Source organism: Sphingobacterium sp. MYb388, assembly GCF_037479535.1.
Classification (GTDB): domain Bacteria; phylum Bacteroidota; class Bacteroidia; order Sphingobacteriales; family Sphingobacteriaceae; genus Sphingobacterium; species Sphingobacterium anhuiense.
Map to the genome: position 1 here is coordinate 243,488 of NZ_JBBGYV010000008.1, position 15,326 is coordinate 258,813.

11 protein-coding genes and 1 riboswitch are annotated in these 15,326 nt (G+C 36.9%); of the genes, 8 read left to right on the plus strand and 3 right to left on the minus strand.

The annotated features are described in order from the left end of the window. Positions 1–70: 70 nt before the first annotated feature. A riboswitch (SAM-I-IV-variant riboswitch) is annotated at positions 71–164 on the plus strand. Positions 165–199: 35 nt separating this feature from the next. Both WH188_RS21510 and WH188_RS21515 read left to right on the plus strand, forming a co-directional pair. Then, positions 200–463 (plus strand): hypothetical protein, encoded by a 264-nt coding sequence (locus WH188_RS21510; protein WP_021189623.1) that lies wholly within the window; start codon positions 200–202, stop codon positions 461–463. 319 nt (positions 464–782) lie between these two features. Next, positions 783–2,867 carry a S9 family peptidase gene (locus WH188_RS21515; RefSeq protein WP_168128344.1) on the plus strand — a complete coding sequence of 695 codons (2,085 nt, stop codon included), beginning with the start codon at positions 783–785 and terminating at the stop codon, positions 2,865–2,867. A gap of 40 nt (positions 2,868–2,907) precedes the next feature. On the opposite strand, the gene WH188_RS21520 is transcribed toward WH188_RS21515, so the two are convergent. Together WH188_RS21520 and WH188_RS21525 are read right to left on the minus strand one after the other, a co-directional pair. After that, on the minus strand, positions 2,908–3,861 hold the full coding sequence (locus WH188_RS21520; protein WP_021189627.1) for an MlaD family protein: 954 nt from the start codon (positions 3,859–3,861) through the stop codon (positions 2,908–2,910). 69 nt (positions 3,862–3,930) lie between these two features. Next, positions 3,931–4,761 carry an N-acetylmuramoyl-L-alanine amidase family protein gene (locus tag WH188_RS21525; RefSeq protein WP_232789198.1) on the minus strand — a complete coding sequence of 277 codons (831 nt, stop codon included), beginning with the start codon at positions 4,759–4,761 and terminating at the stop codon, positions 3,931–3,933. A 171-nt stretch (positions 4,762–4,932) separates the two neighbouring features. Here WH188_RS21525 and WH188_RS21530 point away from each other — a divergent pair, with 171 nt between their 5' ends. From WH188_RS21530 to WH188_RS21540, 3 genes are all read left to right on the plus strand, one after another. Next, positions 4,933–7,575, plus strand: a complete 2,643-nt coding sequence (locus WH188_RS21530; protein ID WP_206368694.1) for a putative LPS assembly protein LptD — start codon at positions 4,933–4,935, stop codon at positions 7,573–7,575. Between the two features lie 102 nt (positions 7,576–7,677). Further along, positions 7,678–8,940, plus strand: coding sequence for a competence/damage-inducible protein A (locus WH188_RS21535; RefSeq protein WP_168128343.1), 1,263 nt, complete (start codon positions 7,678–7,680; stop codon positions 8,938–8,940). Positions 8,941–9,047: 107 nt separating this feature from the next. Then, positions 9,048–10,439 carry a dihydrolipoamide acetyltransferase family protein gene (locus WH188_RS21540; protein ID WP_168128342.1) on the plus strand — a complete coding sequence of 464 codons (1,392 nt, stop codon included), beginning with the start codon at positions 9,048–9,050 and terminating at the stop codon, positions 10,437–10,439. A 55-nt stretch (positions 10,440–10,494) separates the two neighbouring features. Here the strand turns inward: WH188_RS21540 and WH188_RS21545 are convergent, their stop codons facing one another. Continuing rightward, positions 10,495–11,850: an MATE family efflux transporter gene (locus tag WH188_RS21545; RefSeq protein ID WP_168128341.1), complete on the minus strand. Its 1,356-nt coding sequence runs from the start codon at positions 11,848–11,850 to the stop codon at positions 10,495–10,497. A gap of 208 nt (positions 11,851–12,058) precedes the next feature. Here WH188_RS21545 and WH188_RS21550 point away from each other — a divergent pair, with 208 nt between their 5' ends. From WH188_RS21550 to WH188_RS21560, 3 genes are all read left to right on the plus strand, one after another. Then, the gene (locus WH188_RS21550; protein ID WP_168128340.1) at positions 12,059–12,574 is read left to right on the plus strand and encodes a Sec-independent protein translocase subunit TatA/TatB; all 516 of its coding nucleotides are present in this window, start codon (positions 12,059–12,061) and stop codon (positions 12,572–12,574) included. A 96-nt stretch (positions 12,575–12,670) separates the two neighbouring features. Further along, positions 12,671–14,917, plus strand: a complete 2,247-nt coding sequence (locus WH188_RS21555) for a Tex family protein (protein WP_168128339.1) — start codon at positions 12,671–12,673, stop codon at positions 14,915–14,917. A gap of 63 nt (positions 14,918–14,980) precedes the next feature. Then, positions 14,981–15,271: a hypothetical protein gene (locus WH188_RS21560; RefSeq protein ID WP_021189637.1), complete on the plus strand. Its 291-nt coding sequence runs from the start codon at positions 14,981–14,983 to the stop codon at positions 15,269–15,271. Positions 15,272–15,326 lie beyond the last annotated feature (55 nt).

The following is a 15,326-nucleotide window of genomic DNA, read 5'->3' on the forward strand; positions in this document are numbered from 1 at the left end:
TCATAAAATTCTCATCATGAATTAATTATTTTAAAATAAATTTTGAAACAAAATAAAATCTACTAACTTTGTAGAGTATTCAGAATTGCACGTTGCAATACCAACCGAGTTACATAACCGCGGTGGTAAATTAATATGGGTTTCGACCAAAAATATCTGGATACAGTTTATGGTTTAATCCTTTAAATTTTTAAATTGTATGTCAACACCAAATCTTTATCAACATTTACTGGAAAAATTCAGTTATTATTCAATCAACGAACTGATACAGCTCAACAATGATACGGTATCGGAAAAAGGTTGGGGTTCTTCCAAATCTACATTCCGCACTGCGCTCATAAGTACTTTTTCTAAAAGAGGGCTAGATCTTTCCAACATCATTTCTAGAGAAGATGGTTTTACTTCCGTAAAGTATGTCGCAGTAAGATTAGAGGAAAATACGCTTATCCCGATTCTCCAATAAGAGCAAAGACAGCTTTAAAATTGCGTATTCACTCAGCGCTAAAAAGGTTAAATAGCCCTTCCTTTTTGAGCACTGAGTGAAGCTTTTTTTATCCAACTAATTCTATATAATTTTCAGTCACTAATATCAATGGTATGCTTTTTTTAATGCGTTAAGATAGTATTTTATAATTTCTCCAATTCCCTTCAATAGTTTAACACAAAGTGATATCGCGTCATTCTGAACAATTCCTTCACCTTGTTTTCTTTCTCCAATACTTTATTTAATATGTTAAATGATCTTAGATTTTGTATCTTGCCTGTTCATATTCGTATTCTTTATGAAAAAAAAATCTTTAATAACGCTTTCCATTTTATTATGCGCTTCGGCATCAATAGCTCAGGAAAACAAAGAAACCAAAATGGTTCTTAATATGGAAAACACCACAAAAGCACCATTAGATCCGCAGACACTTTGGAAATTAGGCCGAGTTTCTGGAGAAGGAATTTCAACAGATGGAAAAACTTTAATATATGGTGTCTCTAATTATGCTATAGAAACAAACAGTTCGGAAAAAAACCTTTACACATTATCCCTAGAAACAGGTAACACAGCTCCTCTAACAAGTGAAAAGGGCGGCGAGTCTGTTGTACAGATTACAGAAAATGGCGATATCATTTACTTGTTCAAAGGGCAACTTTGGAAAAAGAATAGATATAAAGGTGAAGCTATACAATTGACACACAGCGAAACTGATCTAGAAAATGTAAAACTCTCTCCAAATGGTCAATATATTTTATTTAGCAAAGCAGTTTTAATCAAAAAATATCACAGTACCGACAAATATCCTGATTTACCAAAATCTGACGCTTATGTTTTTGACAATCTTGACTACCGTCATTGGGACACGTTCAATAATGGAAAATTCAATCATCCATTTGTAGCCAGCTATAACAACGGTAAGATTGGCGAAGCAATTGATTTATTGCAGGATGAGCCTTTCTATAGCCCTCAAATGCCATTTGGCGGTTCTGAAGATTTTGAATGGACACCAGATAGTAAAGCTGTGCTATATGTCAGTAAAAAAAGGTTTGGAACAGCGTATGCCGTGAGTACAAATACGGATATCTACCGCTATGATCTTACTTCTAAGCAAACAACAAATCTGACTGAGGGTATGAATGGCTATGATACCAACCCGACTTACAGTCCAGATGGAACTAAGTTAACTTGGCTAAGTATGAAAAAAGATGGTTACGAAGCCGATAAAAATGATATCATTATTTTCGATAAAGCATCATCTCAGCGTTTAAATCTTACTGCACATTGGGACGGCACAGTAAACTCTTTCATATGGAGCAAGGACAATCGTAAGATTTATTTTGTGGCACCATCCAAAGGTACCGTACAACTTTTCGAACTGACTGTTCCTACTAATTTAAAAAACAAATCTTTAGCATCGATTAAACAAATCTCTGAAGGAAATTTTGATATCACAGGAATTGTGGGACAGGTAGCCAATCAGTTGATCGTAACATCAACAAAATTCACAAGAGCTACAGAGATTTACAAATATGACTTAGCGAATAAAACGTTAACGGCATTGACGACTGTCAATGATAAAATGTATGCTCATATCAGTGATAATAAAATTGAATCCAGAATTACAAAAGCTTCTGATGGCCAAGATCTTTTTTCTTGGGTAATTTATCCGCCAGATTTTGACCCAACAAAAAAATACCCAACGATTTTATATTGCGAAGGTGGCCCTCAGTCTGCACTGACCCAGTTTTACTCATTCCGTTGGAATCTACAGCTTATCGCTTCTCAAGGTTATATTGTGATCGCTCCAAATCGTCGCGGGATGCCTGGCTGGGGAGTCAAATGGAATGAAGCAATATCCAAAGATTGGGGCGGACAGCCTATACGGGATTATTTATCTGCCATTGATGATATTTCTAAAGAGAAATATGTAGATACAACACGTCGTGCTGCTATCGGTGCTAGTTATGGTGGTTATTCAGTATATATGCTAGCTGGAGTACATGAAAATAGATTTAAAACATTAATTGCACATAACGGCTTATTCGATATGAGAAGTTGGTATGGTACGACAGAAGAATTGTTTTTCGCGAACCACGAACTAGGCGGTCCTTATTGGGATAAAGCAAATGTAAAATCATATACCGAATTCAACCCTTCTGAATATGTTGACAAGTGGAATACACCAATATTAATCTTTCAAGGAGGTCATGACTACCGCGTGCCGATTGGCCAGGGACTAGGTGCTTTTCAGGCTGCACAATTGAAGAAAATCAAAAGTAGATTAGTTTATTTACCCGACGAAAATCACTGGGTGCTATCAGGGCATAATGCTCAGGTATGGCAAAGAGAATTTTTCGGATGGCTGAAAGAAACCTTATAAATTAAAAAGGCTTGAAGTTTACCTTCAAGCCTTTTTAATTTTATTTCTCCTGCTCTCCCTTTTTACCAAAGATGGAAAGCTTAATGTATTTTCCCGGCTTCTCTTTAATATCTTTCATCAGGTGATCAAGGCTTTCTGAAGCATTATTCAAATTATCATAGAGCTTATTATCATTGATCAATAATCCAATTGAACCCTGCCCTTTGTTGATCTTATCTACGATTGTTTGGAAGTCTGTCATAGCCATATTAGCTTTATCCATAGTTTGTTGGAAATCTAATTTAGCTGCTTTATCTGTTACAGTATTCAAATTGGACATGATAGCTGTGATCTGACCGCTATTATTTTTAAATGTATTGGTAATAACTTCAAGATTAGAGATAATCGTGGTTAATCTTTTACGTTCCGAACCAACCAGACCTTCTACATCTTTCGTAATTAGCTCCACATTTTTTAAAGATGTTGAAATACTATGAACACTTTGCTTAAAGTCTTCTTGAAATTGATCGTCCAAAACAGAATTGACAACTGTTAGTACAGAATCTAATTTTATGGTGATGGTTTCAACTCTTTTCTGAATAGGCTCTACTTTGTCCATTATATTTGCCTGAATACCTGAAGCTAATGTTTCACCATCTTTAGCCATTTCTGTACTATTGCCCATATCAAATACAATTGCTTTTCCACCCAGGAGATCTGTACTTGCTATACGTGCAACGGTATTTTTCGGAACTTTGTATTCGGCTTTAATTTTAAATTCTGTGAGAATGCTTCCATCTGGTTGCAATGTCATCTTAGAAACACGGCCAATCTGATATCCGTTCACTAATACAGGCTTAGAGGCTGTAAGACCATCCACTGCCTGATAAGATGTATAATAGGTATTATCACTGCTAAATACATCATTACCTTTTAAAAAGCTATATCCTATAAATAATAATGTTACTGCTATTACAGCTAAAATTCCGACTTTAGTCTCGTTTGATATTTTCAAAATAATATTTCCTTAAGGTGTTTTTATTGAACTCAATTTATCATTTAAACAAGACAATGGCAAATAAGTTTATCTTTCTACGCTTTTTTTGAATGCGCTGATTGCTGAGACTAAGTTTTGTACGATCTCACTTTGTCCTTCATCCGATAGCATATAGTCTTCTTCTGCACGATTATTTACAAAACCAATTTCGGTCAAAACCGCTGGCATTCCTGCTTCTGCTAATACTGCCAATCCCTGTTCAAGAATCCCTCGGCTTACTCTTCCTGATTTAACATATTCTTGTTGCATCAGATTTGCTAATTTGACACTTTTCTCGCGGTATTGATTTTTCATCAAAGAGAAGATGATATAACTCTCTGGATCTTTTGGGTCAAATCCCTGATAATTTTCTTTATAATTCTCCTCTAATAATAGGGACGCATTTTCACGAATGGCAGCAGTCTGCTCACCTAAGCGATGTGAACCTGATACAATTGTTTCTGTACCTCTTGAGGATCTTCCTGGTGCAGAATTACAGTGAATCGATATAAAAATATCAGCCTTCGCAGCATTAGCCATTCGGATACGCTTATATAAATCAATAAACTCATCTGTTCTACGGGTAAACATTACGCGTACTCCAGGCAACTGTCTTTCGATTTCTTTACCTAATTTCAAAGCCACCTCTAAAGCTATATTTTTTTCCAAAGAACGTGATCCTTTGGCTCCGGAATCCCTCCCACCGTGGCCGGCATCAATTACAATTGTTTTAATTTGATAATCCTGGGGTGGAGTAACATGCGCTTTAGAAATAGTATTGCTTGGAGGAGTAGCACTCGTCAAAACCATAAATAGAAAAATCGCTGGAGCTAAAAAAAATATAAGTTTCCGCTTTCTAATATTCAAATCTAATTTCATGTATATTTTTTTTGATTTCTGTAATTTAATAACAAAATGTTATGAGTAATATTGTGGTACAAAAATAGGAAATGTTAATCTCGTTAAAAAACATCACTTTCTATTTGTTTTTGACTAATTTTGTCAAGCTTAGTTTAAATATTTTTACAAAAATAACATTTGTCTTTAATTTTGAAGTCGTTAACACACATTTTAACAATATTTCTTATTCTTTCGCTAAGTGTTTCTGCAACATTTTCGCAAGAAAAAACCCCCGTAAAGACAACGTCAAAGAGTCTAAAAGACTCTGTTTCGGTCAAAGGAACAACTGATTCCGTTCGTGTTAAACGAGATTCTACAATTATCGGCAAAGACAGTACCAAAAATAAGGGTGGATTGCAGGCGGAGGTCAGTATCATCGCCAGAGATTCACAACGTACGGAAGTCGATAAAAATATAAGTCACTTATATAGAGGTGCTAAAGTTAAGTATCAAGATTTTGAACTATCTGCCGATTATATTCGATTAGACCGAAATAAAAAACAAATATTTGCATCAGGTATTATCGACCATAATGGCAAGTATGTAGGGCGTCCTATTGTAATGACTGGAGCTGAAAGTCCTAAAACGGTCGACTCCCTCCTATATGATTACGAAAAACAAGAGGGTAATACCTACGGAATCATGACTGATGTAGAAGGAGGTTATATCCAGGCAAAGGTAGTTCGTAAGAATATTTACGATGAAATGTCGCTGTATCATGGACTGTATAGTACCTGTAATCTTCCAGAACCACACACACACTTCGGGATTTTTCTCAGCAAAGGTATTGTGACTAAAAACCAAATTATCGCAGGTCCATCCTATCTCGTATTACAGAACATCCCTTTAAAATTTATCGGTTTCCCGTTTGCCTTTTTCCCTAAACCGGACAAAAGATCTTCAGGTTTTTTATTTCCGTCATTTGGAGAAGACTATACCCGTGGATTTGCCATGCGTGACATCGGTTGGTATCTAGCTTTCAATGATTATTGGGATAGTGAAGTTCGAGGAAGCTTATATTCGAAAGGATCATGGGAAGCATCGATCAATACAAGATATACGGTCAACTATAAATATAATGGTGGATTCAATATCCGTTATGCCTCAACCAAAGCCGGAGTTGAAGGAACAGATAATTATGGGACTAACAAAGATTTCAATGTTACTTGGAACCATACACAGCGTCAGGAAGCAAATCCGGGAACCTCTTTTTCAGCAAATGTGAATTTTGGAACGGGATCATATTTTAGAAATACAGGTGCAAACGGAACCAATACGTATAACGATATCACCAAAAATAACATGTCTTCCTCCATTAGTTATGGTCGTGTATTTGCTGACGGAAAAGTTAACTTTACCTCGAGTCTGAGCCATCGCCAGGACATGAGTACAGGCAATGTCTATTTGCAACTTCCTAATTTCAGTTTAAACGTTTCTTCTTTCAATCCTTTTGATTCTAAAGACCGTGTAAATGAACAAAAGTGGTACCAACGTATCAACGTAGGATATAGTCTACAGGGAACTAATACCTTAAATACTGGCGACTCAACCTTATTTTCAAAACAGACCTTAAAACAATTTACAAACGGTTTTCAACATAATATCCCGATCAGTTTATCCCTAAATGTTAGTCATTTCCAATTCAACACAAGTGTGAATTACACGGAAAGATGGTATTTACAGAGTACCCGTCAGCGAATGGAGAATACCAAAGAAGGTTATGTTGCGGCCAAAGATACAGTACAAGGATTTAAAAGGGCTTATGATTATTCTGTATCAACCGGAGTATCTACCAAAATCTATGGTATGTATCCAAAAATCGGTAAAATACAGGCTATAAGGCATGTCATCACCCCATCTGTCAATTTAAACTACAGACCTGATTTTTCTGATTCGAAATATGGCTTCTATAAAAATTATGTTGATCAATATGGTATGTTAAACCAGTACTCTATTTTTCAGGATAATGTGTACGGCTCACCTTCGGCAGGTAAATCTATGGGAATCGGTTTCTCTGTTGATAATAATATCGAAGCAAAAGTAAAGAGTAAATCGGATACCACAGATGGTGGGTTTAAAAAGATTCCGATCCTACAGGGTTTATCATTTAGTGGAAACTACAATTTTGTGGCCGATTCCATGAAATTATCACCCATCTCTTTCTCTGGAAGAACTGCCGTATTTGGTGAAAAAATTAACATTAACTTCAACGGAACATTAGATCCCTATGCAATTGATCAAGCAGGACAACGCTATAACAAATATATGTTCAGTGATGGTAAACTTGCACGTTTGACCAATTTCGGTCTTTCATTTGATTATAGTTTCAATCCAAAGGCCTCAAAAAACAGAAATAATAACATCGATTCTTTACGTAACCAAATGGGAGCCAATATGACTCCGGAACAGGCACAGGCTCTATCCCGCATCAGTGCCGACCCGAATGCGTTTGTGAATTTCAATATACCTTGGAACTTAGCCGGATCATTTAGTTTCCAATATTCTAAGCCAGGTCATGTTTCGACCATCACGAGCACGGTAAATATTCATGGTGATTTTAGTTTAACGCCGAAATGGAAAGTAACCTTTAACTCGGGCTACGATCTAAAAGCAAAAGAGATATCGTTGACACAGTTTAATATCTATAGAGACCTTCACTGTTGGGATATGGCAATTGGATGGACACCTTTTGGAAGATACCAAAGTTATAACATTACGATAAGAGCTAAATCTTCAATCCTGCAAGATTTAAAACTTTCGAAAAGGAATAGTTCAGGTGGCAGTTATTTTTAATAACTGCTTTTTTTTAACATTTTTAATTGACCTAAAAGATTCAACGTTGAAATTCGGTAGCTTTTGCTCGCAACACCAGTACGTTTCTTTTATTATATATCCATGAAAGCACAAATTATAACCATAGGAGATGAAATCCTGATCGGTCAAATTATTGATACCAATTCAGCCTGGATAGCGACTCAGCTTCAAAACAATAATATCTCCGTAACACAGATCCTTTCGATCTCGGACAAAGAGGAAGCCATCTTCAATGCATTATCCAATAGTCAGGATCAGACGGATGTTGTACTTATTACAGGGGGATTAGGTCCTACGAAAGATGATATAACCAAGCAAACTGCGGCGAAGTATTTTAATACTTTCCTGCAACGCGATGAAAAAGTCTTACAGCATGTAACGCAATTTTTTGAAGCTCGTGGAAAAGAAATGCTGGAAATCAACAGACAGCAAGCGGATGTGTTAAAAGGATGTACTATCCTGTTCAATCAATACGGTACTGCTCCGGGTATGCTCATAAAAAAAGGTGCTACCACCTATATCTTTATGCCTGGTGTTCCTTTTGAAATGAAACATCTCATGAACACACAAGTATTACCCATACTTTGTAAACAAGATAACACAACTTATCTGGCACAGGAAAATATTATCGTTGGAGGAATTGGTGAATCTTATCTCGCTGAAAAAATAGCGGATCTAGAATCTGAATTACCTGCACATATTAAACTCGCATACTTGCCCACCCTTGCCTTTGTTAGGTTACGGCTATCGGGAACTGGATCTCATAAAGACGACATTACAAAAGAAACAAAAGAATTCGCAAGTAAGCTGATCGACAGACTTGCTGATCATGTCATTGCAAATCATGACACCTCAATAGAAAAGTTTTTAATTCACAAATTTATTCGTCTCCAGTTAACGTTAACAACAGCAGAAAGCTGTACGGGAGGCAGTCTTGCCGCTATGATAACGGCAGTGCCTGGCTGTAGTACGATGTATGTGGGTGGTACCGTTCCTTATTCGAATAAGCTAAAGCAACAGCTTTTGGATGTTAAAGAAGAAACACTGAGTCAATACGGAGCAGTAAGTGAACAGACTGTTATTGAAATGGCTCAAGGTGCTAAACATAAATTTGATACAAACTACGCGGTTGCAACCAGTGGAATTGCAGGGCCAACAGGAGGTACTCCAGAAAAGCCGGTAGGTACAGTTTGGATCGCAATTGCCGGTGAAAAAGAAACCATTGCCAGAAAGTTCCAATTTCAAAATGACAGAACAATAAATATCGAACGAACCAGACAATTAGCGCTTTTCATGCTTTGGCAATTACTTGTCAAAGAACATCAGATAGGCATTGATTTGTAAAATATTATTCCGCAAAAATTGATTTATCAAAAATTATATTTTACTTTGTAAAATATAAACCTTAAAATAACTAACTTAGTATTTAAAAGGATTGCAGTTGAATTATTATGGCATTATATAAATTATTACTTCCTAAAATGGGGGAAAGTGTATCTGAAGCTACTGTAACAAAATGGTTAAAACAACCAGGTGATACCATTAGTGAAGATGAAGCAATTTTAGAAATAGCAACTGATAAAGTCGATTCGGATGTACCTTCTCCAGTAAAAGGAATATTAAAAGAACAACTTTTTTCAATTGATCAAGTTGCACAAGTAGGTGATATAATTGCCATTATTGAGATCGAAGGTGACCAAGATGGAATAGAATCTCCAACAGTAGATACACAATCAGCATTAGAGAAAAATCAAGACAAAATAGAAGTTACTCCGACTACGATTCAGATTGAAGATAAAAAAATAGAAATACCAGGATTAAATCAGATTCAACCTGCTATTGAAAATCATCAGTCCAGCATTCATAATGGAATTAGATTCTATTCTCCTTTAGTCAAAAATATAGCTTCTCATGAAGGCTTAAGTCAACAAGAGTTAGATCAGGTTGTTGGAACAGGTTCTGAGGGACGTGTAACCAAAGAAGATATTTTAAAATATGTAACACGCAAAAGAGAGCAGACTGGCACTGATTATACTAGCACACGTGCAACTCAACCAGTAGCAACTGTTGTTCCCGAGAAAAAAGAACAGTATGCTGCAACTCCAGTTGAAACTGCTCATACTATAAATTCAGGCGGGGATGAAATCATCGAGATGGACCGTATGCGCAAGATCATCGCAGATCATATGGTGAAAAGTGTACAGACTTCACCACATGTATGTTCTTTTGTGGAAGCAGATGTTACTAATTTGGTCAACTGGCGCAATAAGGCGAAAGAGGTGTATAAAAAGAGAGATGGCGAAAATATCACCTTCACTCCTATTTTTATTGAAGCAATCGCTAAAGCGCTAAAAGACTTCCCTATGGTTAATATTTCTGTTGATGGGAATCATATTATCAAAAAGAAAAATATCAATATTGGAATGGCCGCCGCACTTCCAAATGGTAATCTAATTGTTCCTGTAATCAAAAATGCTGATCAATTAAGCTTAGTGGGACTTAGCAAATCTGTCAATGATCTGGCTAATCGCTCACGTGCTAACAAGTTAAAACCTGATGATACCCAAGGTGGAACATTTACCTTTACTAATATTGGTGCTTTTGGAAATATCATGGGTACACCTATTATCAATCAGCCTCAAGCAGCTATTCTGGCAGTAGGTACGATTAAAAAGAAACCTGCTGTTATTGAAACAGAACATGGTGATCTAATTGGCATTAGACAGATGATGTATCTTTCGCTATCTTATGATCATCGTGTCATAGATGGAGCATTGGGAGGAACATTTTTGAAGAGAGTGGCCGATTATTTAGAGAACTGGGATATTAACCGTGAAATCTAACGTTTTATAGCATAAAAAAAGGCTTCTGTTAAATTAAAAGAAGCCTTTTTTTATGCTAAGCATTCAAATGTTTATGAATTACAATACGGTAACGCCAGTACAATAAAACAGACGATGTGAGCAAGCCCAAAGTCAAACCATACCAGATTCCTTCGACGCCCATGCCTAAATGAACTCCCATAAAATATCCACTTGGCAATCCGATGATCCAATAGGCAATAAAAGTGATTAATGTCGGTATATTGACATCGCCCATACCTCTTAGTATGCCCAAACCTACAACCTGAGTTCCATCAAAAAGCTGAAATAATCCCGCTATAATTAACAAGTGAGCTGCAATAGTAACGACTGCCATGTCCTGTGTGAAAATAAAAGGAAGGTAGTTATTAAAGATAGCAAAAAGTGATGCCGTCAATGTCATAAATACTAAAACCAATTGATAAGAGGAAACTGCAAAACGCTGTAAACGAAAGAAGTTTTTGTTACCAAAGCTATTCCCTGTTTTAATAGTTGCAGCCGCCGCAATGCCACTTGCCATCATATAAGTCATAGCAGCTAATTGAATAGCAACCTGATGTGAAGCTTGCTCAACAGCACCGATAGTTCCTGCAATCAATGAGGCTCCTGCAAATGCACCGATTTCAAAGACATATTGCATGGCTACAGGTGCTCCTATTTTCAAAATTTTTCGAATCCGGATAAGATCAACAGCCCATAGCTTAAATTTGCTGATGTAGGGCTGAAAATAAGAAGATCTCATAACATAGAACAACATGACGACCATCATCATAATACGGTCGATCAACGTACTGTATCCTACCCCACTGACGCCCATAGGTTTGATACCAAACATTCCTTTAACAAAAATAACGGCCAAGATAATGTTCAGAACATTGCCCCATATGGTAATATTCATGGCTTGTTTAGTAAAACCTAAACCTTCAGCAAATTGCTTAAATGCACTGAAAATCATCAAAGGAAAGATAGATAAACTCAGAATAAGTAAATAAGGTTTCGCCTCTTTTACCACCGCAGGATCTTGGTCTAGATGATCAATAGCCAACATAGAACCAAAATATACGAGGCAAAATAAGAGTATCCCTGCTATGGCATTCATCCAAATACTATTCGAAAGCAACTTGGCACATTCTTCTTTATTACCACGTCCATTTTCCTGAGCAATTAATGGGGTAATTCCGTAAGCAATACCCAAACCGATAACCATAACGACCATAAAGACCGCATTGACCAGGGATACCGCAGCCAAAGGAACTGTACCTGCAAAATGCCCTACAATGACACTGTCTGCCATATGTACCATGGTATGACCAAGTTGAGAGATCACGACTGGTCCCGCCAGTATAAAAGTGCTCCAATAATAAGGCTTGTAAGATTTTAATCGCTTCAACATATTTTCCCGCTACTTAATTTGAAAAGATTCCAAAAGTACGAGATTTTTCCCAATCCTACATTTCTTATCTATCAATAAATCATAATGAAAATGTCAAATTAGCACACTAAATTTTTACAATTGAAATGTTAATATTTCCTTAAACACTATTTCATTTTTAAAATATTGCTGTAACTTAGCATTTATAATTTATTAAAACGATAGTAAAATGTACAGTCAAATATTTGCATTTCTTAACATAGGAACATCAGAAATGATGTTGATTCTGGTTATCGCTCTTTTATTATTTGGGGGTAAAAAACTTCCTGAATTGGCAAGAGGTCTAGGGCGTGGGATCAGAGAGTTTAAAGATGCTTCAGAAGGTATCAAAAGAGAAATTTCCGATCAAATTAATAATTTCGAAAAAGACATTGATTTAAAAATAGAGGAAAATCCTTTGGCAGAAGCCCAAGCAGCAGAACAAAAAGTAAAAGAAGAGGCTGAAGCGGAGAACAAAGAAGAGTCCGAAAAGAAAACGCCTCAGTTTACAGCACCTGAAGGAACTATGCAGTATAGTCGTCAGCCTGAATATGGTGAAGAACCAAACCATTTTCAATATGGTTACAACGATCATTTTGCAGATAACGGACAAACAGCGGCAACTGAGGATAATACAACTGAATCTGTTGAAAAAACAGCAGTTGATCCAGCTAAAAAAGCAGAAGAGCCTTCCAAAGAAGCATAAGTTTAAGCCTATTATTTTCAATAAGATATCGTCAAATAAAGCTGTTGGATTATTTCCAGCAGCTTTCTATTTTAATAAATATTACATTCCCTATTTATGACACACGAAATTATAGTTTCGAAGGAATTAGCGATTAGCGAAAAACAAGTACAAACAACAATCGGATTATTAGATGAAGGTGCTACAGTACCTTTCATCTCACGTTATAGAAAAGAGATGACGGGCAGTCTAGATGAAGTACAAATTACGACCATCCGTGACCGTATTCAACAATTACGTGACTTAGATAAAAGAAGGGACGCCATCTTAAAATCAATCTCAGATCAAGGAAAATTAACTCCAGAACTAGCGTTAAAAATCCAGCATGTAGAGACGATGGCAAATCTAGAAGACATTTACCTTCCCTACAAGCCTAAACGTAAAACACGTGCAAGTATGGCCCGAGAAAAGGGACTGCAACCGCTTGCTGACCTGCTATTAGCGCAGGAACGTACAGATTTCACCGATTTAGCGACATCACTTATCGATGAAGAAAAAGGTGTCAACTCGATCGAAGAGGCACTTTCTGGTGCACGCGATATTATTGCCGAGACAATTGCTGAAAATGCAGAAGTAAGAGATAAAGCGCGTAAAATATTTGTGGACAAAGGCCAGTTTGTATCTCGGGTAGTTCCAGGAAAAGAAGAAGCCGCTTTAAAATATAAAGATTACTACGAATGGTCAGAATCATTAAAAAATGCACCTTCACATCGTGTCTTGGCCATGCGTCGTGGTGAGAAAGAGGAACTTCTCTATTTGGACATCGAAGTTGCTGAAGAGGAAGTTCTTCCTGCAATTGACCACCTTTATATCAAAACTAATAATGAAGCGGCGGCGCAAGTTCGCTTAGCTTTGACAGACAGCTTTAAAAGACTATTAAAACCTTCTATGGAAACTGAAATTCGGGTTTTAACACGTCAGAAAGCGGATGAAGAAGCAATCAAGGTATTTGCAGATAATGTACGTCAACTACTTTTGGCGGCCCCATTGGGACAGAAAAGAATTTTAGCAATCGATCCTGGATTTAGAACGGGTTGTAAAACTGTAGTTTTAGATCAGCAAGGAGCTTTATTAGAAAATACGGCTATATTTCCACATAGTGGTGCTGGTGGTCTAGCTGAAGCAACACGTACTATACCTTATTTAGTAAAAAAATATGATATCGAAGCCATTGCTATCGGTAATGGAACAGCAGGAAGGGAAACAGAAGATTTCATCCGTAAACTGAATCTAGATCAAGTTACTATTGTGATGGTTAATGAAAGTGGCGCTTCTATTTACTCTGCTTCAGAAACTGCACGAGATGAATTTCCGGATCAGGATATCACGGTACGTGGCGCTGTCTCTATTGGTCGCAGGTTGATGGATCCGCTAGCAGAGTTGGTGAAAATCGATCCAAAATCGATCGGTGTAGGACAATATCAACATGACGTTGATCAAAACAAATTACAGAGCTCACTTGACGATACAGTTATGAGCTGTGTGAACAATGTAGGTGTTGAATTAAATACTGCATCAAAACAAATTCTAGCTTACGTATCTGGTTTAGGTCCTGCTTTGGCACAATCGATCATCAATTATAGAAAAGAAAACGGACCTTTCAAATCACGTCGTGAATTGAAGAAAGTACCGAGGTTGGGAGATAAAGCTTTTGAACAGGCCGCCGGATTTTTACGCATCCGCAATGCTGAAAATCCTTTAGATGCATCAGCAGTACATCCTGAACGCTATAAATTAGTCGAGCAAATGGCTAAAGATCTTAAAACAAGTGTTCATGAGCTGTTGAGTAATGCCGAACTAAGGAAAACAATACCATTGAAAAATTATATCTCTGATGAAGTTGGTCTACCGACACTGAATGATATCATCGCCGAATTGGCAAAACCAGGACTGGATCCACGTGAAAAATTCGAAGCTTTCGCTTTTACTGATGGTGTAAATGCAGTATCGGATTTAAGGGTAGGAATGAAATTACCAGGTATCATAACGAATATTACTAATTTTGGTGCTTTCGTTGATATTGGCGTTCACCAAGATGGACTGGTACATTTGAGCCAACTGTCGAACCGTTTTATTTCTGATCCGCACGAAGTAGTAAAAGTACAACAACATGTAGAGGTTACAGTAACCGAAATTGATGAGAAAAGAAATCGTATCGGCCTTTCTATGAAAACAAATGACGCAACCTCATCACCAAAACAGAAGCGTGAGCCAAAAAGTTTTCACAACAAAGAGCGAAAAGAAAAAGAACCTGAGACTGATATGGCTTCAAAATTAGCCGCATTAGCAAGCAGATTTAAATAACATAAAAGGGTGATTTTAATAAAATCACCCTTTTATGTTGACATTATTCGCTATTTTAGAAGCATGTTAACATTTGAAAAATTTTCATCTTCCACCGTATTGGCAGTTCCACCGTCTGAACTTTCTATATGGCTCGAATCACTTTGGTGGGATAAAAAAGGTGATTGGCAAAAAGCCCATGATTTAATCGATCATCTACAAGATTCAAAATCGGCACATGTGCATGCTTACCTACACCGCAAAGAAAAAGATCTTTGGAATGCACGCTACTGGTATAACCGAGCTAAGAAATCTGAATTTATAGGCTCACTTGACGACGAATGGGAACAATTGGTTCGCATTCATTTATTTTAACAAAAAAAAGGTTATCTCAAATAAGCACGATGAAACTTTTATAATTAAAGTCATG

Excerpts from the sequence above, each read along its gene's own strand:
- WH188_RS21510 (WP_021189623.1), top strand. The coding sequence starts at position 200 with ATGTCAACACCAAATCTTTATCAACATTTACTGGAAAAATTCAGTTAT.
- WH188_RS21515 (WP_168128344.1), top strand. The coding sequence starts at position 783 with ATGAAAAAAAAATCTTTAATAACGCTTTCCATTTTATTATGCGCTTCG.
- WH188_RS21525 (WP_232789198.1), bottom strand. The coding sequence starts at position 4,761 with ATGAAATTAGATTTGAATATTAGAAAGCGGAAACTTATATTTTTTTTA.
- WH188_RS21535 (WP_168128343.1), top strand. The coding sequence starts at position 7,678 with ATGAAAGCACAAATTATAACCATAGGAGATGAAATCCTGATCGGTCAA.
- WH188_RS21540 (WP_168128342.1), top strand. The coding sequence starts at position 9,048 with ATGGCATTATATAAATTATTACTTCCTAAAATGGGGGAAAGTGTATCT.
- WH188_RS21545 (WP_168128341.1), bottom strand. The coding sequence starts at position 11,850 with ATGTTGAAGCGATTAAAATCTTACAAGCCTTATTATTGGAGCACTTTT.
- WH188_RS21550 (WP_168128340.1), top strand. The coding sequence starts at position 12,059 with ATGTACAGTCAAATATTTGCATTTCTTAACATAGGAACATCAGAAATG.
- WH188_RS21555 (WP_168128339.1), top strand. The coding sequence starts at position 12,671 with ATGACACACGAAATTATAGTTTCGAAGGAATTAGCGATTAGCGAAAAA.
- WH188_RS21560 (WP_021189637.1), top strand. The coding sequence starts at position 14,981 with ATGTTAACATTTGAAAAATTTTCATCTTCCACCGTATTGGCAGTTCCA.